Source organism: Xanthomonas sp. NCPPB 4467, from assembly GCF_041475665.2.
Lineage (GTDB): Bacteria > Pseudomonadota > Gammaproteobacteria > Xanthomonadales > Xanthomonadaceae > Xanthomonas > Xanthomonas dyei.
In genome coordinates, this window is the sequence record NZ_CM191260.1 from 2,932,810 (window position 1) to 2,953,613 (window position 20,804).

At 64.8% G+C, this 20,804-nt stretch carries 19 protein-coding genes and 1 other RNA gene; 7 read left to right on the forward strand and 13 right to left on the reverse strand.

From position 1 onward, the window contains the following. Positions 1 to 124: 124 nt before the first annotated feature. Positions 125 to 415 (reverse strand): hypothetical protein, encoded by a 291-nt coding sequence (locus ACCQ06_RS12870; protein WP_316692594.1) that lies wholly within the window; start codon positions 413 to 415, stop codon positions 125 to 127. Between the two features lie 277 nt (positions 416 to 692). Next, complete coding sequence (locus tag ACCQ06_RS12875; protein ID WP_316686124.1) at positions 693 to 1,196, reverse strand: pyridoxamine 5'-phosphate oxidase family protein; 504 nt, start codon at positions 1,194 to 1,196, stop codon at positions 693 to 695. A gap of 190 nt (positions 1,197 to 1,386) precedes the next feature. On the opposite strand from ACCQ06_RS12875, the gene ACCQ06_RS12880 reads away from it, so the two are divergent. The 3 genes from ACCQ06_RS12880 to ACCQ06_RS12890 all read left to right on the forward strand — a co-directional run bounded on the left by ACCQ06_RS12880 (position 1,387) and on the right by ACCQ06_RS12890 (position 4,967). Then, positions 1,387 to 1,462: non-coding RNA, sX9 sRNA (locus ACCQ06_RS12880), on the forward strand. A 263-nt stretch (positions 1,463 to 1,725) separates the two neighbouring features. Next, complete coding sequence (locus ACCQ06_RS12885) at positions 1,726 to 2,907, forward strand: putative acyl-CoA thioester hydrolase (RefSeq protein ID WP_316686126.1); 1,182 nt, start codon at positions 1,726 to 1,728, stop codon at positions 2,905 to 2,907. 389 nt (positions 2,908 to 3,296) lie between these two features. Then, a complete protein-coding gene (locus ACCQ06_RS12890; protein ID WP_316686129.1) occupies positions 3,297 to 4,967 on the forward strand; it encodes a glycoside hydrolase family 28 protein in 1,671 nt (556 codons plus the stop codon). A 178-nt stretch (positions 4,968 to 5,145) separates the two neighbouring features. Here the strand turns inward: ACCQ06_RS12890 and ACCQ06_RS12895 are convergent, their stop codons facing one another. The 6 genes from ACCQ06_RS12895 to efp all read right to left on the reverse strand — a co-directional run bounded on the left by ACCQ06_RS12895 (position 5,146) and on the right by efp (position 10,167). Continuing rightward, positions 5,146 to 5,835: an isoprenoid biosynthesis enzyme family protein gene (locus ACCQ06_RS12895; RefSeq protein ID WP_316686130.1), complete on the reverse strand. Its 690-nt coding sequence runs from the start codon at positions 5,833 to 5,835 to the stop codon at positions 5,146 to 5,148. Positions 5,836 to 5,863: 28 nt separating this feature from the next. Then, positions 5,864 to 6,529 carry a phosphoglycolate phosphatase gene (locus tag ACCQ06_RS12900; protein WP_228323844.1) on the reverse strand — a complete coding sequence of 222 codons (666 nt, stop codon included), beginning with the start codon at positions 6,527 to 6,529 and terminating at the stop codon, positions 5,864 to 5,866. Between the two features lie 112 nt (positions 6,530 to 6,641). Beyond that, a complete protein-coding gene (gene ubiG, locus ACCQ06_RS12905) occupies positions 6,642 to 7,361 on the reverse strand; it encodes a bifunctional 2-polyprenyl-6-hydroxyphenol methylase/3-demethylubiquinol 3-O-methyltransferase UbiG (RefSeq protein WP_104614734.1) in 720 nt (239 codons plus the stop codon). Between the two features lie 29 nt (positions 7,362 to 7,390). After that, on the reverse strand, positions 7,391 to 8,728 hold the full coding sequence (locus ACCQ06_RS12910; protein WP_170068524.1) for a TRZ/ATZ family hydrolase: 1,338 nt from the start codon (positions 8,726 to 8,728) through the stop codon (positions 7,391 to 7,393). An 18-nt stretch (positions 8,729 to 8,746) separates the two neighbouring features. Further along, the gene (locus ACCQ06_RS12915; RefSeq protein WP_481103658.1) at positions 8,747 to 9,469 is read right to left on the reverse strand and encodes a PA3715 family protein; all 723 of its coding nucleotides are present in this window, start codon (positions 9,467 to 9,469) and stop codon (positions 8,747 to 8,749) included. Positions 9,470 to 9,600: 131 nt separating this feature from the next. Next, positions 9,601 to 10,167 (reverse strand): elongation factor P, encoded by a 567-nt coding sequence (efp, locus tag ACCQ06_RS12920; protein WP_039407624.1) that lies wholly within the window; start codon positions 10,165 to 10,167, stop codon positions 9,601 to 9,603. A 101-nt stretch (positions 10,168 to 10,268) separates the two neighbouring features. On the opposite strand from efp, the gene epmB reads away from it, so the two are divergent. Continuing rightward, positions 10,269 to 11,297, forward strand: a complete 1,029-nt coding sequence (gene epmB / locus ACCQ06_RS12925) for an EF-P beta-lysylation protein EpmB (protein WP_316686145.1) — start codon at positions 10,269 to 10,271, stop codon at positions 11,295 to 11,297. Between the two features lie 247 nt (positions 11,298 to 11,544). Here the strand turns inward: epmB and ACCQ06_RS12930 are convergent, their stop codons facing one another. Genes ACCQ06_RS12930 through ACCQ06_RS12940 form a run of 3 tightly spaced genes read right to left on the reverse strand, consistent with a single transcriptional unit; the run spans position 11,545 to position 15,404 of the window. Further along, positions 11,545 to 13,662 (reverse strand): putative bifunctional diguanylate cyclase/phosphodiesterase, encoded by a 2,118-nt coding sequence (locus ACCQ06_RS12930; RefSeq protein ID WP_228323841.1) that lies wholly within the window; start codon positions 13,660 to 13,662, stop codon positions 11,545 to 11,547. Next, positions 13,659 to 14,588: a phosphate/phosphite/phosphonate ABC transporter substrate-binding protein gene (locus ACCQ06_RS12935; protein ID WP_316686150.1), complete on the reverse strand. Its 930-nt coding sequence runs from the start codon at positions 14,586 to 14,588 to the stop codon at positions 13,659 to 13,661. The genes ACCQ06_RS12930 and ACCQ06_RS12935 overlap by 4 nt, the downstream gene beginning before the upstream one ends. Before the next feature lie 51 nt (positions 14,589 to 14,639). Continuing rightward, a complete protein-coding gene (locus tag ACCQ06_RS12940) occupies positions 14,640 to 15,404 on the reverse strand; it encodes an RNA methyltransferase (protein WP_104614678.1) in 765 nt (254 codons plus the stop codon). Between the two features lie 116 nt (positions 15,405 to 15,520). Here ACCQ06_RS12940 and ACCQ06_RS12945 point away from each other — a divergent pair, with 116 nt between their 5' ends. Beyond that, complete coding sequence (locus ACCQ06_RS12945) at positions 15,521 to 16,354, forward strand: inositol monophosphatase family protein (RefSeq protein ID WP_228323838.1); 834 nt, start codon at positions 15,521 to 15,523, stop codon at positions 16,352 to 16,354. Between the two features lie 345 nt (positions 16,355 to 16,699). Here ACCQ06_RS12945 and ACCQ06_RS12950 read toward each other — a convergent pair whose 3' ends face one another. Continuing rightward, the gene (locus ACCQ06_RS12950) at positions 16,700 to 17,311 is read right to left on the reverse strand and encodes a superoxide dismutase (RefSeq protein ID WP_039434654.1); all 612 of its coding nucleotides are present in this window, start codon (positions 17,309 to 17,311) and stop codon (positions 16,700 to 16,702) included. Positions 17,312 to 17,574: 263 nt separating this feature from the next. Between ACCQ06_RS12950 and ACCQ06_RS12955 the strand changes: the two genes are divergently transcribed. Next, complete coding sequence (locus ACCQ06_RS12955) at positions 17,575 to 18,015, forward strand: ribonuclease (RefSeq protein WP_104614679.1); 441 nt, start codon at positions 17,575 to 17,577, stop codon at positions 18,013 to 18,015. After that, positions 18,012 to 18,437, forward strand: coding sequence for a barstar family protein (locus ACCQ06_RS12960; protein WP_104614680.1), 426 nt, complete (start codon positions 18,012 to 18,014; stop codon positions 18,435 to 18,437). The genes ACCQ06_RS12955 and ACCQ06_RS12960 overlap by 4 nt, the downstream gene beginning before the upstream one ends. A gap of 416 nt (positions 18,438 to 18,853) precedes the next feature. On the opposite strand, the gene ACCQ06_RS12965 is transcribed toward ACCQ06_RS12960, so the two are convergent. Next, complete coding sequence (locus ACCQ06_RS12965; RefSeq protein WP_316686165.1) at positions 18,854 to 20,749, reverse strand: ATP-binding cassette domain-containing protein; 1,896 nt, start codon at positions 20,747 to 20,749, stop codon at positions 18,854 to 18,856. Between the last annotated feature and the right edge of the window lie 55 nt (positions 20,750 to 20,804).

Sequence of the window (20,804 nt, forward strand, 5' to 3'; positions counted from 1 at the left end):
ACGGTGCGCGAGGCGTTCAAAAGTGCGCGATGCGGCCTGCGTGACGTACACCTTCTCGAGCGCGTCGCATGGCAAGCGCCAGGCCGCAAGCGCGCGGTGACGCAATCATGGGTCTACAGGAGGTCTACCTCAGCGCACCATCCTGCGGATTGCTTGCTGCGTAAGTACTAGTCTGCAGCTCGTTGTCATGCACATGACGCAGCGCAGTGCGCACCTCCCCGGGCAACCGATCCACATCCAGTAACACCTTGCCAGAATGCACATCGCGCACCACCGACGCCGGCAGGACGAAATCGCCGCCGTTCTCGATATTGATCACCAGCTCGGCGCTGTCGTTGCGAAGTTCGCGCACCGCGCCAATGCCAACTTCGCCGTCGCGCAGGAATATCATCTGGCCGATTTCGATCTGTTGCATGTCAATCTCCTGGTCGGTCACCGCGACACAAGCGCGCTGCGCCTTGGTAGACGATCATCGCGCCGCCCGGTGTTCTGCGCTGGTGAAGCGCAGATCAGCGCCGCGTAGGTGCACGCACCATGGCATCGACTGACAAGCGAGCGGACAGCACCACCAAGCGCTCCAATTCTGTCACGCCATGCGAGCGATGCCAGCACTGTCGGCGCGTGCCGATGACCATCATGCAGCGAAATCAGCGCGCGTCCGCGGCCATGCCGGCCGCCGATGCGCTTGAACATCAACGCAGCGGGACGTCCGCTACCTTGTCGTGATAATCCTTCTTCGGGTCGACACCGAACAGCACCTTGATACCGGCGAGCAGACTGGAACCGTTGAGCCAGATTTGTGCGTGGTCGGCGTCCAGACGCAACAGCGCCAACTTCGGATCGTCCTTGCCGCCTTCGTACCATGCTGAGACATATGGGTTCCACAACCGCTCGACCACGGCCGGGTCGGTGTCCTCGATCAGCGACCCGCTGATGCTGGCGAATAGATCATGGCCCTTGCTGCTGAAGGCGCCGATGACACGACGGCCCTGCCCCAGCATCGCAATCAAGGCATTGTCCTTGGACGTGAAAAACCAGATCGGGCCGCCACTGTCGCCCTCGATCTGCGCGGTCATCGGCCGCGCATGGCCGTCTTCGACGCCATCCAGGCCCAGCATCACGGTGCGGTCGGACTTCAAGGCCTTCCAGAATTTTTCCTGCAGTTCTTTGGGATCTGCCATTTCGATTCCTGACATACGCGTTTTTACGCGGGCCGTTGAGTCTGGAAGGCCGCACGCCCACGGCATGTGAGGACACACAGGCAACGCATCGGCACAAGGCAGCCGCATCGAGACAGCGGCCAAGCTCGACTGACAACACGACTAGGAGCGGCTAACAACATGACTGCGCAGCCGCCAGACGGGTGCTACCGGTGCCAAGTAAGGCAAGGATCACGCGTACACGCCATTTCATTCGCGCCGCCCGCATCCACCTGACGGCTGCTCGCTACGTTGTGAGAGCCGCTCTAATGGCGCGCTGCGACCTGCAGCTGGTGTAAAGCGTGACCACAACGCACATCCTGCACATTGCCTGGCGCCGCCGGCGCCAACAAGCGACCCCGGCAGTACCATCGCTCTGCACCGCAGGCGGCACCGACGTGAACTCCGACCCGACCACGACGCCTGCTCCATCGCAGGCAACCGCGCTCAACGACTCACGCAGCGCACAACATCTGCGGCGCCCCCACGTGTCTGTATGCGTCCCTTCCCAAAAGAGCGCCACACCATGTCCGTCTCGCACATCCGCACGACCTGCATCGCCGCTGCACTATTGAGTCTTGTCAGCGTTGATGCGGCAGCACTCACCGGCACCGCTTCACGTCCGCAGCTCACCAGCAGCGAAGCAAGCACGTACACGATCGCCAAAGCGCTGGCCAAGGCCGGGCCGATCACTGCATTGGTCACCGACAACTGGAATCCCACTGCCGGCGTTGCCTTGCTCAGCGCGGACTATGCGGTGGCCGCGGATGGCTCCACGCGCTACCGCACCGTGCAGTCGGCGATCGATGCGGCAGTGACCGCAGGCGGCACCACGCGTCGCTACATCAGCATCAAGGCGGGCACCTATACCGAACTGGTGTGCGTGCCGACCAATGCGCCGCCGTTGACCTTGTTCGGACTGGGTGCGGCCAAGGCCGATACCATCATCCGCTTCAACAATGCCAACCCCACGCCCAAGCCCACCGGGACGGCGAGCCATGCGTGTGCCAGCAATGCCTCGGCCGCCACGGTGGGGACGTCCAACAGCGCCACGCTGACGGTACGCGCGGCCGACTTCCAGGCACGCCATCTGCGTGTGGACAACAATTACGTCGAAGGCACCTACGCGGACAACAACCAGGCGGCTGTCGCGCTGGCAGTGCGCGGCGACAAGGCGAGCTTCGAAGATGTGCTGGTGACCGGCAACCAGGACACCTTGCTGATCAGTGCGACAAATGCAGCCAATGTCATTCGTGCGTATTTCAAGAACAGCACCATCGATGGCGATGTGGATTTCATCTTCGGCTCCGGCGTCGGCGTGTTCGACAATGCCAACATCCGCTCCACCGGCGCGCGCCTGGGAACCAGCCGAGGCGGCTATATCTTTGCACCCAGCACGCGCCCCGGCAGCGCGTACGGCTTTCTTGCCATCAACAGCACCTTCGTCAGCCTGTCCGGTTCGCCCGACAACCAGACCTATCTGGGTCGCGCCTGGGACGAAGGCATCAGCAATCTGGGTGCTTATGTCAACGGCACCTCGCCCAATGGTCAGGTGACGGTACGCAACTCCACGCTGGGCAGCCATATCAGCAAGACCACACCCTGGAATGCCTCCACCGCAAGCCGCCCTTATTGCAGCAGCAGCTGCACCAATTCGGCAAACCGCTTTTACGAGCACGGCAATAGCGGTGCGGGCGCCGCCGACTGAGCGTTAGCCAGGACAGCTGCGTCGCTCTCCAGCAGCCTCGCAGCAAAACCTGCGTTTAGCACTGCACTCGTCGCCTGTTGGCAACCCGCGTGATGCGGCCTGCCAGCAGGCGATGTTGTTTGGCACGTCTCCGCTCCACTGATGGCGGCGCCTTGCTGGATGAGGCAACGCGTTGGTTGGCTTCGGAGACGCGGTGCCGAGTTCGCCCCTCTGACGTCGGCAGCCGACACGAGGCGCCACGCTTGCGGCTCCCCTAAGCGATCGACGTAACGACATCGATACCCGCACTGCATGCACTGTGACTTCCGCGCACGGTCATCCAGTTGTCATGCAACGTATCGATGCCGCGCGCAGATCACATCGCCGCCGCGCCCCATCGGAGCACTTCAATGCAAGCTACCTTTCCCTTTCCAGCCATCGCGCCGCTCACCCTCGCCTTGTTCGGCATGACGACCTTCCAGGCCGGCGCGGCGCGACCGCATGGACAGGATGTGCCCGACACCGCGCACAGCATCTCCACTGGTTGGGGCGTGGTCCAGCAGCCGAGCTTGCCGACGCAGATCTGCGCCACGCTCAAGGCGGCGCTGGTACCTGTGGCCGGTTCGCTGGACACGCTGGATCCCGATCCCACCCACTCCAAGCGCGATACCGCACGCCTGCAGGCGGCCATCGACGATTGTCCTGCCGGCAGCGCCGTGCATCTGATCCCCGGCGATGCCGGCGAGTCCGGCCTGCTCAGCGGGCCTCTGACCATCAAGAGTGGAGTCACGTTGTGGATCGACCGCGGCGTCACCCTATTCGGCTCGCGTAATCCGCAGGACTACGACAACGGCCTGGGCACCTGCGGCACCGCCACCAGCGACAAGGCCAAGTCGTGCAATCCGCTGATCTACATCTCCGATGCGGCCAAGAGCGCCATCGTCGGTGCGGGCAAGATCGACGGCCGCGGCGGCAGCACGCTCACTGCCGGGCCCAATGCCGGCAAGGCCAGCTGGTGGGATCTTGCGTACCTCAACGTTACTCAAGGATTGAGTCAGCATGTGCCGCGTCTGCTGCAGATCGACAACAGCACCGACGTCACCTTGTACGACATCACCCTGGAAAACTCGCCCAATTTCCATGTCATCAGCGACAACGTGGTGGGCCTGACCGCGTGGGGCATCAAGATCCTGGCACCCAGCCTGGTCTATTCGCGTCTCGGCTACCAATGCCCGGCAGGCAGCACCCCGGACGTCAATCCGCACGCTACCTGCTTTACGCCGGAAACCGCCAAAAACACCGACGGTTTCGACCCCGGTCAGTCGAAGAATGTGCTACTGGCGTACTCGTACATCGGCACCGGCGATGACGGCGTGGCGATCAAGGCGCATGCCAACAGCAAGCGCAGCATTTCCTCGGAAAACATGCTGTTCGCCTACAACCAGTTCTACTACACCCACGGGTTCTCGCTCGGCAGCGAAACCGATTCGGGCATGCGCCATATCGCCGTGCGCGGGTTGAGCATCGATGGCTTCAACGCCAACGATGTACAGCGCGATCCCTACTCGGCCAATGGCCTGCGCATCAAGTCCGATGCCTCACGTGGCGGCCAGGTCTACGACATCAGCTTCGAGAACATCTGCATGCGCGGCGTTGCGCGGCCGCTGGTGTTCGACGCCAACTACGCCAACCCGGCCACCCGCGACAAGCTCCCGCAGTTCAACGGCATTGCGCTCAGCAACGTGCATTCGCTGGGTTCGACCACGTTGGGCGCCGGCGAACTGAGTTTCTATGGGTATCGCGATGCCAGCACCACCCTGCCGATCACCATCTCGCTGGACAATGTCGTGCTGGAAGGCGGCAAGGTCAGCTTCGCACAGCCGCATTTCGGCGGGCCTGCGAGCAACCCGGGCGCGACGCACTTCACTTTCAAGGGCGGCCCGGTGAGCTTTTACGATCAGCTGACGGAGTCGGTGCCCAACGATGTGCAGCTACAAGGAAAACCTGGCCCGGGCGCGCCACTGCAATGCAATGACGCCTTTATTGCCTATCACTCGGTGCTGCCGGATTCGCCGATCTGAGTCGAATGCTCTGAGCTGCAGCACACCAGTTGCACGCTGATGCATCGCTTGCTGCGATCAACCGATCGCAGCAAGCCACCGGTCCAAAACCAACACGTCAACGGGCGCGCACCCGGCCAGCCGGCGGCGCGCACCAGTGCGCTTGCACGGTACGGGCTTGCGGCCCACGCAGTTGCGCTCAGTCCGCGCCGCTGGCTGCGCGCCAGCTATGCCACAGCTGCTGCACCGGCGGCGGATAGGCCGCCTTGCCGCCCAGTTCGCGTTGCAAGCGTAGCCGTGCCAGACGCGACCACACCCGATGCGGCCGCGCCAATGCCGGCTTGCGTGGCCATGCACGCAACAGCTGCGTGCGCCAGGCCACCGTGGTGACACCGCCAGGCGCGGCGCTGTCGCCGGCCACGCGCTGCCGCGCGTCCAGCCATTGCACCGATACCGCAGTGGCATCGCTTGGCACCGTGCGCGTAAACAGCACCGCTTCCACTGCAACCACTGCCTCGGCAAAACCACGCAGTTGATCCAGCGCCTGCTGCAGCGATGCAGGCTGCGCGCGTGCCACCTGCATCGCCGGCAAGGTCTCAGCCAACTGCGCCCACGGCGCACGCACCGGCTCCAGCACGCGTCCCAACGGATGCCGCGAGCGTTGACTGGACCAATCGCGCAGCTCCTGCTGCCACCACGCCAGCTTGGCGTCGGCCGGCAACGGGTCGCCGGGGATATTCATGATGTCCTCCCATTCCTGCAGCAAGGCGAACCAGGCCGCGGTCAGGTTGCGCTGCGCTGCGGGAACGAACGGCTCGGCAACCGACCACTCCGGCCAGCGGGTTCGCCACTTGTCGAGAAAACTGTCGAGAGCGCTGGATTGGCTCATGGCGGGTCCAGAAATAAGTTCAAAAGAATCAGGTCTGCGGCCACGTGGCCGGGTTCCACAGCAGCTGCGGCTGGTCCACCAGCACGTCGGCCTGCCAGCGTTCCGGAACGTCGTCGTGCAGGCGATAGCCCCACAACACCGCCACCGACGGCATGTTGGCCGCGCGTGCCGCGAGAATGTCGCGCTCGTCGTCGCCGACGTAGACGCACTGCGCAGGCGCAACGCCGATGCGTTCGGCGGCGGTCAGCAACGGCAGCGGATGCGGCTTGCGCTCGGGCAAGGTATCGCCGCCGATCAACACGGCGCAGCGCTGCTGCCAGCCCAGCTGCGGCAGGATCAGGCGCGCGAGAGATTCGGGCTTGTTGGTGACCACGCCCCAGATGCAGCCGGCCGCTTCCAGCCGCGACAGCAGCGCTTCGACACCATCGAACAGCTGCGAGTGGGTCCCGATCAAGCCTTCGTAGCGACGCAGGAATTCCGGCACCAAGGCGGTGCGCGCAGCGTCATCGAGTTCGGCAAAGGCCACGCCGACCATCGCACGCGCGCCTTTGGACACCACAGGCCGCAGCTGCTCCAGCGCAATCGGCGCACGCTCCCGTGCCGCCAGCATCGCGTTGACCGTGGCCAGCATATCCGGCGCGCTATCCAGCAAAGTGCCATCCAGATCGAACAACGCCGCACGCGGAAAACTCACGCGCCCACCAACCGCGACCAACGACAAGCAGCGCGGCAGGAATCGAAAGACATCAAGATCGCAGCCAACCACGGTTGCGAATGCCGAATCCCCACGCCCCAATTCCCGCCCGTCACGGCCTCACCGCGTACGCCAGATAATTGACCTCGGTGCGCGAGGACAACCGCGCACGATTGCGCCACGGCTCGTACAGCATGCCGCTGACGTCTTGCAGCTGCAGTTCGGCGCTGCGCAACCACGCCGCAAGTTCTGCCGGCTTGATGAAGTCCTTGTAGTGGTGCGTGCCCTTGGGCAGCAGCCGTGCGATGTATTCGGCACCGACCACCGCCAGCGCGAATGCGGCCGGCGTGCGATTGAGCGTGGACAGGAACAGCTTGCCGCCCGGCTTGAGCAGGCTGGCGCAGGCACGGATGATCGCGGTCGGGTCCGGCACGTGTTCGAGCATTTCCATGCAGGTCACCGCATCGAAACTGCCCGGCTGCTCGGCTGCCAGGTCTTCCACCGACTGCACGCGGTAATCCACCTGCACGCCCGATTCCAGGCTGTGCAGCCGGGCGACTTTCACCAGCTCCGGTGCCAGATCGATTGCGGTGACCTGCGCACCCAGGCGCGCCATCGACTCGCTGAGCAAGCCACCGCCGCAGCCGACATCCAGCACGCGGGCGCCGGCCAGTTCCTGGCGTGCGGACACGTACGCAAGGCGCACCGGGTTGAGCGCATGCAGCGGCTTCTGCGGGCCGTCGGCGTCCCACCAGCGGTTGGCCAGCGCGGCGAATTTGTCCAGCTCGGCCTGACGGAAATTGCTGGAGGTGGATTGGGTCGTGGGATTCATGCGGAACTCCGGGATGCGATAACGCGCGGTCAGGCGCGGACGGTGCGGATGCGTTCGCGCCATTGCCGCGCATTGGCGACCAGGGCAGCGGTATCCATGTCGATCAACTCGCGCTGCACCAGCTTGGGCTTGCCGGCGATCCACACATCGGTGACCTGATGACGGCCGGCGGCATAGATCAATTGCGACAGCACATGATGCAGCGGCTGGGTCTCCAGCGCAGACAGATCCACGCAGACCAGATCGGCCTGCTTGCCGATTTCGATCGACCCGATCTTGTCGCCGAAGCCCAACGCACGCGCGCCGCCCAACGTGGCCGCGCGCAGCGTGGTGGCCGCATCCAGCGCGGTGGCATCGTTGGCGACTGCCTTGGCCAGGATCGCGGCGGTGCGGTTTTCGCTGAACATGTCCAGATCGTTGTTGCTGGCGCAGCCGTCGGTGCCGATGGCCAGATTCACCCCTGCGCGTTGCAGTGCGCAGGCCGGGCAGAAGCCCGAGGCCAGCTTGAGGTTGGACTCGGGGCAATGCACCACGCTGACGCCGCGCTCGGCGCACAGATGGATTTCCGCATCGGTGAGCTGGGTCATGTGCACGGCGATCAGGCGGTCGTTGACCAGGCCCAACCGATCCAGACGCGCCAGCGGGCGCTGGCCATATTGCTTGACCGAATCGGCCACTTCCTGCGCGGTTTCATGCGTGTGCAGATGCACCGGCATGTCCAGCTGATCGGCGAGCATGCGCACGCGCTCGAAGTTGGCATCATTCACCGTATACGGCGCATGCGGTGCGAACGCGGTGCCGATCAACGAATCGTCGCGCCATTGGTCGTGCAACTCACCGGCCCGCGCGAAGTATTCGTCGTCCGACGATGCCCACGCGGTGGGGAAATCGATGATCACCGCGCCCACCAGCGCACGGAAACCGTGTTGTTTGTAGACCGCCGCCTGCACATCGGCAAAGAAATAGTTTTCGTTGACGCAGGTGGTGCCGCCGCGCAGCATCTCGGCGATGGCCAGCGTGGTGCCGTCGGCCACGAACTCCGGGCCGATCACCGCCGCTTCCACCGGCCAGATGTGCTGCTGCAGCCACACCATCAGCGGCAGATCGTCGGCAATGCCGCGCAGCAGCGTCATCGGGTTGTGCGTATGCGCATTGACCAGACCCGGCATCAGCGCCGCCTCCGGGCGCGAGACGGTCTGCTTCGGCGCAAAGCGCGTGCGTGCTTCGGCAGTCGGCAGGATCGCCACGATGACGCCGTTGCTGACCGCCACCGCGTGGTCTTCGAGCACCACCGCATGCGGTTCGATCGGCACCACGTAACCGGCTTCGATCAACAGGTCGCACGCTTCGGGAGGGGCATTGGTCATGAGCGTATCCATAAAGGGTTAGTTGTCGAACGGCCAGCTGCGATCGCCACCGGCCACAGGCACATAACGCTGGCCGTTGTAGCGCAGCACCTGACGCACGCGACGGGTGCGTTCGGTATCGGTGTCGCTGCCAGCAGTGCTCTCCGTGGTAGCGACGTTGGCTGTCAGCACGATGTCCGCATAGACGGCATGTGCCTGCGGCGCCATGCTCAGGCTCAGATTGGCGACTTCGGTGATGACATCGCCCCTGCCCATCATGCACGGCTCGCCTTTCACACGCTGCCACGCATACAGATCGCGTTGCAGCACCGGGCGCAAGTTGCGCCCTTCGCGTACCAGCAAGGTCAATGCCTGATTGCTGTAAAAATCCAGGCAGCTGGGCCCACGCGCAACGCTATGCACCACCAGGCCGATCGCACGCACGCCCTTGGCCAGGTCGTAGCGCGCCGTATCCAGGCGCAGGCTGTCGGCAGCGAGTTCGAAAGCGGCGTCCTCGCCCATTTCCTGCGCGTAAAACGCCAGCACCTTGCCGCTGGCAGCATCGAGCATGGCCACGCGCAACTCAAGGTCGCGCTCGCCAGGCACGGTCTCCGCATCGCCCGCAAATGCGATTGCCGCCAGCCGGATCGCCGGATCGTTCGGCCACGGCTTGCAGGTCTGCGCCACCGCACGCTCGACCGGCACCGTGGCTGCAGCGCCGCCCACGACGCCGGAGGTTGCAATGGCCGCAACGGCGGCCACGTCACCGGCGTCGCAGGTTGCGGCGGCCGATTGCGCAAAGGCCGGGCACGCTGCGAGCGTAGCCCACAGCCCGGCCAGGACACCGGCCCTGCGGACCGCTCGAACAGACAGGCGTCCCGAATACATCCGGCTTACTTGACGCGCGCCGAGTATTCGCCCGAACGCGTATCGACCTTGATCACTTCGTCCTGATTGACGAACAACGGCACGCGCACCACCGCGCCGGTTTCCAGCGTGGCCGGCTTGCCGCCGCCGCCGGAGGTATCGCCGCGCACGCCCGGGTCGGTCTCGGTGATCTTCAGCTCGACGAAGTTCGGCGGCTGCACCCAGATCGGCGCGCCATTCCACAGCGTCACGATGCAGTCTTCCTCGCCCTTGAGCCACTTTTCCGCACCGCCCATGCCGGCCTTGTCGGCCTGCACCTGCTCGAAGGATTCCGGGTCCATGAAGTGCCAGTACTCGCCATCGCTGTACAGGTAACGCATGTCGGTATCGACCACGTCGGCCACTTCCACGTCATCGGTCGCCTTCATGGTCATTTCGACCACGCGGCCAGACTTGATGAAGCGGTACTTCATGCGGGTGAAGGCCTGGCCCTTGCCCGGCTTGACATATTCGGTCTCGGTGATGACCGCCGGCTCGTTGTTGACCAGGATCTTCATGCCGTTCTTGACGTCGTTCATGCCAACAGTGGCCATGGTGCAGCTCCTCGATAAGACCACGACCCGCCACACGGTGGCCGGTCGGATTAGAATGGGGCGCCTGCCGCAACCGGCGGGCATTGGTTTTGTGACCGCACATGATAACCGCAGCCCCCGTCGCCTTACAGCCATCCCCGCCCTCCACCCTGCAGCCGCCGCGCTGGCAGCAGCAGTGGCGCGATGCCGTGCGCGACCCGCGCGCGTTGCTGGAACTGCTGGGTCTGGACGCGCAAGCGGCCGGCATCAGTGCAGACGCGGCCGCGCAGTTTCCGCTACGGGTGCCGCAGGCCTTCGTGGCACGGATGCGGCACGGCGATCTGCACGACCCGCTGCTGCGCCAAGTGCTGCCGCTGGATGCAGAAATGCAGCCGGTGCCGGGTTTCGGCCTGGATGCGGTGGGCGACGCCGCCGCCAAGACGGCCGCCGGGGTGATCCAGAAATACCGAGGCCGCGCCCTGCTGATCGCCACCGGCAGTTGCGCGGTGCACTGCCGCTACTGCTTCCGTCGCCACTTCCCGTACGCAGAAGAAACCGCCGCGCGCGATGGCTGGCGTGAGGCGGTGGAGGCGATCGCTGCCGACCCGGACATCGACGAAGTGCTGCTGTCCGGCGGCGACCCGTTGTCGCTGGCCACGCCCAAACTGGTCGAACTCACCGACGCCCTGGCCGCCATCCCACACCTCAAGCGGCTGCGCATCCACAGCCGCCTGCCGGTGGTGTTGCCCGCACGCGTGGACGCGCCCCTGCTGGCCTGGCTGCGCAGCCTGCCATGGCCGGTGGCGTTTGTGATCCATGCCAACCATGCCAACGAATTCGATGCCGACGTGGACAGCGCAATGCACGCCTTGCGCGATGCCGGCGTGCAACTGCTCAATCAGGCGGTGCTGCTGCGTGGCGTCAACGACAGCGTGGACGCGCTGGCCGCATTGAGCGAACGCAGCTTTGCCGCCGGCGTGCTGCCTTACTACCTGCATCAGCTCGATCGCGTGGCCGGCGTGGCGCATTTCGAAGTGGACGACGCCCGCGCACGCGCCCTGCATGCGGAACTGGCCACGCGCCTGTCCGGCTATCTGGTCCCGCGCCTGGTACGCGAACTCCCCGGCGATACCGGCAAACGGCCGCTGTAACCAACCAGCTCAACCACGATGGATCGTAGGAGCGCACCCGGGCGCGACTGAGCCTTGCCGGTAACGCCACATCGCGCCCAGGTGCGCTCCTACGGTGCTATCGGGTCACGCGGCAAATGAGCGAAGTGCCGAGCGATGGCCGTTGTAACCGCGCAAACCCAAACACTCCTCGTCGTAGGAGCGCACCCGGGCGCGACGAAGCCTTACCGATAACACCACATTGCGCCCAGGTGCGCTCCTACCGTGCTCAGCCCGCCGCGATCAGCTTGACCATATCTGCCGGGCTCAACGGCCTGCTGAACCAGTAGCCCTGCCCCAGATCGCAGCCGCGCTCGCGCAGCAGGTTGAACTGCGCCTCTTGCTCGATGCCTTCGGCAACTACCGTAATTCCCAGCGAGTGGGCCATGTTGATGATGGCGGTGGTCAGCGCCAGATCGTCCGGGTCGCGCTGCAGGTCGGCGATGAAACTCTTGTCGATCTTGACCCCATCCACCGGCACCTGGCGCAGATGGCTCAAGCCGGAGAAGCCGGTGCCGAAATCGTCCAACCACACCTTCACGCCGGTGCGGTGCAGCTGATCGAGCAGGCTGGCCGCCATCATCTCGTCGCCGATCACCGCGGTCTCGGTCAGTTCCAGATGCAGGCGCGCGGCCGGCAATCCGGACTCGGCCAGGCACTCGGCCACGGTGTCGATCAGGTCGCCGCTGCGCAACTGCCGCGGCGACACATTGACCGAAATAAACAGGCCCTCGCCAACTTCCGGCCACTGCGCCGCTTCCAGGCAGGCGGCGCGCAGCACCTTGGGGCCGATCATCTCGATCAGCCCGCTCTGCTCGGCAATGTCGATAAAGGTGGAGGGCGCAATCGTGCCCAGCGCCGGGTGCTGCCAGCGCAGCAGCACCTCCACCCCCACCAGCAGGCGGTCGCTGGTGCGGTAGATCGGCTGATACACCAGCCGCAACTCGTCGCGCTCCCAGGCACCGCGCAGCTCGTGCTCCATATGCACGCGACGCTCCACCGCATGGTCGGCCGCGCGGCTGTAGAAGCGGTGGCAGTTCTTGCCGGCGACCTTGGCCTGGTACATCGCGATGTCGCCGTTCTTCAGCAGCGCGGTGGCATCGTTGGCATCGTCCGGGAACAGCGTGATGCCGATCGAGGTGCCCAGGAACACTTCGCGGCCCTGCACGTTCAACGGGCGGCTCAACTCATGCACCAGGCGGTCCGCCAGCTGCGCGGCGAGCAAGGTGACATCCCCGCTTTGCAGCAGGATCACGAACTCGTCGCCACCGAAGCGCGCCAGGATCGCATCGTCGCCGCCCAGCGCGGAAACCGCGCGACTGATCCGGCTGGCGAACTGCAACAAGGCCTCGTCGCCGGCTTCATGCCCCAGCGTATCGTTGACGCGTTTGAAGTCGTCGATATCGGCAAACAGCAGTGCCAGCTTGCTGTCGCTGCTGCGCGCGGTATTGAGCAGGTAGTCCAGACCTTCGCGAAAACCCAGGCGGTTGGTCAGCCCGGTCAGCGCATCGGTGTAGGCCATATGACGCACTTCGCGGTCGTGCCGGGCAATGCTTTCGCTCATGCGGCCGAATGCGGACATCAGCTCGCCGATTTCGTCGTTGCGCGGATGCGGCGGCAATTGCACGGCGTAGTCGCCGCGCTCGATCTGCCGCGCCGCCGCCGCGAGCAGCCGCACCGGCGCCACCAGCGTACGCTGCACATAGATCGCCAGCAGCACGCCCAGCGCCACCAACGCGGCCAGCAGCACCAGCAACCAGCCCAGATCGCGCTTGCCGATCGCATTGAGGTTCTGCACCAGGGTCAGGTTGGCGCTGGATTCGATCTTGCGCACGCGCTCGCGCGACATGCCCACGCGCACACCGCCGATGCGCTGATCGCCGATCTTGATCGGCACCGTCACGTCCAGCACCTCGGGCGAGGATTGCAGCAACATCGCCCGCGCCGCTACCGCCTTGGCGGCGAGCGGGTCGTTCATGCGCTGGCCGTAGCGCTGCAGATTGGGCGTGCCGTCGTGCACCAGCAGGCCGCGCCGGTCGAACACCAGCACATACGTCACTACCTGCTGGCGCGAGGCATTGCGCACCAACGCGCCCACCGCGCCCAGGTCGGAGTAATACAGCGGGTTGGCCAGCCCGGACGCCAGCTCGGTGGCCAGCGTCTCGCCGCGGGTGCGCAGGCTGCGATCGAACAGCTCGTGCAGGATCTGCCCGCTCAGCACGCGCACCTCGCGCTGCATCGCGCTCTGGCGTTGCAGCAGCGACGCCAGGATTGCGCCGACGAGCAGCAAGGTCAGCGCCATGACCAACAGGAAACGTGCCTGCAACCCGAAGCGCACCTGGCTCATTCCATTTCATTCCTGACGTGCTGCAAGCCGGCGCTCAATGCATCCAGACGCCTGCGGCCCTCGCTATCGAGCGGGTGAAACGCGGTGGTGCCGAAGAAACGCTTGAGCGCCGGTGCGGCCTTCGGGTCGGAGGCGGCCTGCAGCAACACCGCGCGCAGGCGGCGCTCCACTGCCGGGTCCATGCCGGAGCGCACCATTTCCACCGCACGCGGCACCGGCGCGCTGCGGTACACGATACGGAAATCGCGCTTGAACACCGGCGGCAGGTGCCGCTCGTCGTCCCAATCGAGATTGCTGAAAGCGCCCGCATCGATCAGGCGCTTGTGCACGAAGGCGGCGATGTTCAATTTCGAGCCGACCATCAGATAGCCCACCGAGCCAGGCACCTGCGGGTCGTCCGGCGACAGCAGCACATCGCAGGCGATGCCATTGCGGACCAGCTCCAGCATCGGCACCAGATAGCCGCTGGTGGACGATGCATTCTGCAACGCCAGGCTATGCCCGCGCAGCTGCGTGAGCGACCGGATCGGGCTGTCGCGGCGCACGAAAAACACCGTGTGGAACTCGCGCACGCCGCCACGTTCGGTCATCAGCAACGGGTGCGCGCCGCCGCGCCGCTCCAGCAACATCGCCGCACCAGTGGTCTCGCTGACCCAGTCGACCCGGCCACGCCGCAAATAGCTGGACATCTGGCGCGCATCCGGCGCCATCAGGATTTCGCCACGGCGGATGCCCACCTCGCGCATGCGCGGCACCACATAGTCCAGCAGCGGCTTGAGTTGATCGTAATGCGTGGCCGGGTCATCGCTAATCCGCCCAAGTACCAATACCGAGGAGGGCGCTGCCGCAGCGGTCGCGGCCAAACCTGCCCCGGCCAACAGCCAGCAGGCAATCAGACACCATTGTAGACCGCGCAAAACGGACACTCCCCTAGAGCCGCCAACAGCCTAGCCGAATCTGTGAAGATGTGACAGACGTCAGTTTCCGGCACGCTTGGCCAGCATCGCCATGCGCTGCGCATCGGACAGGATGCCGCGGATCAGCCGCACCTCCTGCTCGGTCATTTCCGCGCGCAACAACAGCCGCCGCAACTTGCGCATCGCCGACTCCGGCGCGCGCCCCTTGTGGAAGTCGATCTCGTCCAGGGTCTCGCCCAATTGGCCGAACATCCCCTCCAGCTGCGCATGGCTGGCGGGCGCGTCGCGCAGGCCGGAGGCAGCCGTCGGCGCCGGCTCGCCATCGCCGGCGGCCAATTGCGCCCGCCGCACTTCGTAGGCGAGCACCTGCACCGCCGCCGCCAGATTGAGCGAACTGAACTGCGGGTCGGACGGGATATGCACCGCCGCGTGGCAGAGCTGCAGTTCGTCGTTGGTCAGGCCGGTGCGCTCGCGGCCGAACACGAACGCCACCTCGGCCGGTTCGCTCGCCTTGGCCAGCGCGCGCTGCGCGCCTGCGTCCGGCAGCAATTCTTCCAGGGCCACCCGGCGCGCCCGCGCCGTGCAGCCGATCACCAGCGTGCAGTCGGCCACCGCCTCGCCCAGCGTGGCGAACAGCGGCGCATTGCCCAGCACGTCTTCGGCACCGGCCGAGCGCCGATACGCGTCTTCGTCGAGTGCGCGCTCGGGCGCCACCAACACCAGCCGCGAGATACCCATGGTCTTCATCGCGCGCGCGGCGGCACCGATGTTGCCCGGATGCTGGGTACCGACAAGAACAAAACGGATGCGCTGGCTGACGGACATGAACGGAGATTGGGGAGCTATTCGGTCGTAGATGGTAAACTGCGCGGCCGGCTTTCGCGCCGGACCGCTCTTTTACCTTCGCCATTTCCGATTCTGCCTTCACGGGAGCTTTAACCATGCAGAAACCCGCCGTCACCGTCATGGTCAAAGCCGCCCGCCTCGCCGGCAATGTGCTGTTGCGCGGTATCAACAAGCTGGATGCACTCAACGTGGTGCAGAAGGGCCGCATGGACTACGCAAGCGAAGTCGATGGCGATGCCGAGAAGGTCATCATCAAGGAACTCAAGCGCGGATATCCGGAGTACGCGGTGTTCGGCGAAGAAGGCGGCGTGCAAGGCGGCAAGAGTGGTCGCTACACCTGGGTCATCGACCCGCTGGACGGCACCAGCAACTATCTGCGCGGGTTTCCGCATTACTGCGTGTCGATCGCGCTGGTGGAAAACGGCGAACCCACCGATGCGGTGATCTTCGACCCGCTGCGCAACGAGCTGTTCACAGCCAGCCGCGGTGCCGGCGCAGTGCTCAACGACCGCCGCATCCGCATTGCCGAGCGCAAGGATCTGGAAGGCGCAATGATCCACACCGGCTTCCCGCCGCGCGAGCGCGCACGCATCAGTGCGCAGCTGAAGTGCGTCGATGCGGTGCTGGTGCAGGCCGAGGACGTGCGCCGCACAGGCTCGGCCGCGCTGGATCTGGCCTACGTGGCCTGCGGCCGCGCCGATGCCTACTTCGAAGCAGGCGTCAAAGCCTGGGACATCGCCGCCGGCGTGCTGCTGGTGCGCGAAGCCGGTGGCCGCGTCTGCGACTACAAGGGCGCCACCCCGCCGCGCATGGACAACATGGGCCCGGAAACTCAGCAGATCGTGGCCGGCAACATCAAGATCAGCGACGCGCTGCAGAAGGTCATCGTCAACACCGGCTACGCCCGCGAGTTCGACGCCAAGTTCTAACCGGTGCGCCGGCACCAGTAGGAGCGCACCCGGGCGCGACCGAAGCTTTCCACCAGAAAGCCTCTCGCGCCCAGGTGCGCTCCTACATGACAGACCGCAGCAAACGCAGAAGGCCGGGATCGCTCCCGGCCTTCTTGCGTTACGGCGGCAACACCGACTACCCAGGAAAGTTGGACGCCAAGTTCTGATTGCCGCTCCAACAATCGTAGGAGCGCACCCGGGCGCGACCGAGCTTTGCACCAGAAAGCCCCTCGCGCCCAGGTGCGCTACTACATGACAGACCGCAGCAAACGCAGAAGGCCGGGATCGCTCCCGGCCTTCTGCGTTACAGCGTCAGCTCAAGACTCAGGCAATCGCAGCGTGATAGCGGCGTTCGACTTCTTCCCAGTTGACCGCGTTGTAGAACGCGCCGATGTATTCCGGGCGGCGGTTCTGGTACTTCAGGTAGTACGCGTGTTCCCACACGTCCAGACCCAGGATCGGGGTGTTGCCTTCGAACAGCGGGCTGTCCTGATTGGCGGTGCTTTCCACCACCAGCTTCTTGTCCGGGGTCACGCTCAGCCATGCCCAGCCCGAGCCGAAGCGGCTGACGGCAGCCTTGGTGAAGGCTTCCTTGAACTTCTCGAAACCACCGATGTCCTTGTCGATCGCCTTGGCAACTTCGCCCTTGGGCTCGCCGCCGCCGTTGGGCGACAACACGGTCCAGAACAGCGAATGGTTGGCGTGGCCACCACCGTTGTTGCGCACAGGGCCTTGCAGGTTTTCCGGCAGGCTCTTCAGCTTGGACACCAGCTCGTCGATCGGCAGGTCGGCGTACTCGGTCCCTTCCAGCGCCGCGTTGACGTTGTTGATGTAGGTCTGGTGATGCTTGGTGTGATGGATTTCCATCGTCTGCGCATCGATGTTCGGTTCCAGCGCGTCGTAGGCGTAGGGCAACTGCGGAAGGGTGTAGGCCATGGGTGTCTCCTGGACTTGCCGCCCGGCGAAGACCGGGCGTTGCGGGGTAGATGGTAAGGACGCCGACGGCGCTTACCAAGGGTAGCGGCAGGGAAACTTCATCCCATTGCATCGGGTGCCGCGCCCTGTTGGCTGCACACCTTGCACCAGGCCCCGGTTACTTGGGCGTGAATCGCGCAGGTACACGGCCGCGTTCAAAGTCGACACAGTCGCGTAGCGGCATACTTGCTCTGCCGCACATTCTTCGCTTCCGGATCGTCTTCATGCGCAAGCCCGCTTTGCTGATCGTCGCCATCGTGCTGCTCATTGCCGGCTTATGGGGCATGCGGACGCTGCAGACGCCCAAGCCGCAGTTTGCGCCGCAGCTCAACGCACCGATCGCCGCAGCATCGCCAGCCCGTCGGGTGCCGCACTTGCCGGCCTTTCTGCCGACCGAAGCCATGGCTACCATCGTCTTGATCCAGCGCGGCGGGCCGTTTCCGTATCCGCAGGATGGCAGCGTGTTCGGCAATCGCGAACACCGGCTACCGGAGCGCCCGCGCGGCTATTACCGCGAATACACCGTCGACACACCCGGCAGCGCCGATCGCGGCGCACGCCGCATCGTCACTGGCGGCACCCCGCCGCAGACCTGGTACTACAGCGACGATCATTACCAAACCTTCAAATCGTTCCAGGGCCCGACACCGGAGCAGGCGCCATGAGCGCGGGCGACTTTGCGCTGGACCTGTCCGACCCGCAGCAATCGGGCGTCTATCAAGCCGACACCGCCGATCTGGACACCATGGCAGCGCTGGCGCGCGATGCCAGCTTGCGCATCCTGCGCGTGGATCTGGCCACCTGCAGCGACAAACGCATGCTGTTGATGCGCCTGGCCACCCAACTGGATTTCCCCGCCAACTTCGGCCGCAACTGGGATGCATTGAGCGATGCGCTGCGCGATCTGGCCTGGTTGCCCTCCCCGCACGGCTATGCGTTGTTGATCGACGGCGCCGAGGCATTGGCGCAGGCAGCGCCGAACGAGCGCGATACCTTGCTGGATATTCTCGATGAAGCCGCCACTGCCTGGGCCGCTCGCGGGCTCACATTTGCAGCGTTTGTGGCGCCTGCGAGTGCTTGCGACTGAGAGCGGCTAACACATCCTCTCGAACGCCGTTGCGATGGCGGCAACGTCTTGGCCAAAAATGACGCAGTGTTGGGAATGGCAGCGAAATTTAGATGCAATCAAAAGCCTGGTTAGTCGAGTGCGCGGTGCCCTCCCCGTCCGCGGGACACGCCGCGATCGTAGGCGGGCAAGGACGCCGCAACCAGGCCGCAGATCAACCGCTCCACAAGTGATCCATCAGCACTGTTCAATCACTCCAAGACAACCGGGTTTTCGACTTAAAAAGGCGCTCAGATGGAGTCGAAGCCTAGGTTGAAAGCTTAGAGCGGTCGAATCCTGATTAGGACCACGAAGCAGGCCGCGCCCACCTCGCGATGCGTGTTTGCCGCGCCTACCAACCCACAAGGCCGGCACGCAGTCGCGCGCCGGTCCGGCAATCAACTATCCAGCTCGCTCCAGCGCGCGAACGCCGCATCCAGCTGCGCCTGCGCATCTCCCAGCGCGGCGGTATGCGCGGCCATCGCTGCGCTGTCGCGCTGATAGAAGGCCGGGTCGTTCATCGCATTGGTGAGCGCTGCGACCTGCTGCTCCAGGCTGTCGATCAAGGCCGGCAACTGCTCCAGTTCGCGCGCATCCTTGTAGCTGAGCTTGCGCTTGGGCGCAGCTTCCGCTGATGCGGCAGCGGACACCGTTGGCGTCGTCGCAGCCGCCGTCGCCGAGGCCTTGGCGACGGCCATCGCATTGGTCGCCGGCGTACGCCGCTGACGCAACGAATCGCTATAACCGCCGACGTAATCGCCGATCAGGCCATCGCCTTCCATCACCAGCGTCGAGGTCACCACGTTGTCGAGGAAGTCGCGGTCATGGCTGACCAGCAGCAAGGTGCCGGTGTATTCGCCAAGCAACTCTTCCAGCAGCTCGAGCGTTTCCACGTCCAGATCGTTGGTGGGTTCGTCCATCACCAGCAGGTTGGACGGCTGCGCAAACAACCGCGCCAGCAGCAGGCGATTGCGCTCGCCACCGGACAGACGCGTGATCGGCGCGCGTGCGCGCTCGGGCGTGAACAGGAAATCCTGCAGATACGCATGCACATGCTTGCGCTTGCCGTTGATTTCGAGGAAATCGCGGCCTTCGGCCACGTTCTCGATCGCGCTCCAGTCCTCGCGCAGGGTTGAGCGGTATTGGTCGAAATACGCAATCTGCAGATTGGTGCCGATGCGGATTTCGCCTTCCTGCGCCTGCAGATCGCCCAGCAGCAACTTGAGCAAGGTGGTCTTGCCGCTGCCGTTGGGGCCGATCAGACCGATGCGATCGCCGCGCTGGATGATGGTCGAAAAGTCCTTGACCATTGTGCGCGCACCGAACGCAAAGCCGACCTCCTTGGCCTCGATCACCTTCTTGCCGGACGACTCGCCCTGCGAGACTTCCATGCGCACATTGCCGGTCAGGTCGCGACGCTGCACGCGCTCGTTGCGCATCGATTCCAGACGCCGCACACGCCCTTCGTCGCGGGTACGCCGCGCCTTGATGCCCTGCCGGATCCAGACTTCTTCCTGCGCCAGCATCTTGTCGAAGCGGGCATTTTCCTGCGCCTGCGCATTGAGCCGTTCTTCGCGACGGCGCTCGTAATTGGCCCAGTCGCCCGGCCAGCTGGTGACCTGGCCACGATCGATTTCGACGATGCGGGTCGCCAACGCACGCAGAAAGCGCCGGTCATGGGTCACGAACAGCACGCTGCCGCTCCAGCCTTTCAGGAACGATTCCAGCCAATCGATCGCTTCGATATCCAGATGGTTGGTCGGCTCGTCCAGCAGCAGCACATCCGGCGAGGACACCAGCGAGCGCGCCAACAGCACACGTCGCTTCATGCCGCCGGACAGCCGCGCAAACTCCGCATCGCCGTCCAGTTCCAGCTTGGTCAAGGTCTCGGTGACGCGCTGATCCAGCGCCCAACCGTCGGCCGCGTCGATCTTGGCCTGCACCTTGCCGAACGCCTCGGCATCGAACACCTCGGCATGGCTGAGCTGATGGAACTCGGCCAGCCAGTGGCCCAGTTCGCCCAGGCCATCGGCCACCACGTCGAACACGCTGCCGCCGGTACCTTGCGGCACCTCCTGCTCCAGCCGTGCAATGCGCACGCCCTGCTGCACGCGCACTTCGCCGTCGTCGGGCTTGAGCTCGCCGGCGATCAGTTTCATCAAGGTCGATTTGCCGGCGCCGTTGCGGCCGATCAGGGCGATACGCTCGCCCGGCTCGATCGTGAGGTCGGTTTTTTCCAGCAACAAGGGGCCGCCGACGCTGTAGTCGACGCTTTGCAGAGTGATTAAAGGCATGTGCCAATTGTACGGGAATCGGGAATGGTGAATCGGGAATGGAAAAAGCCGCAGC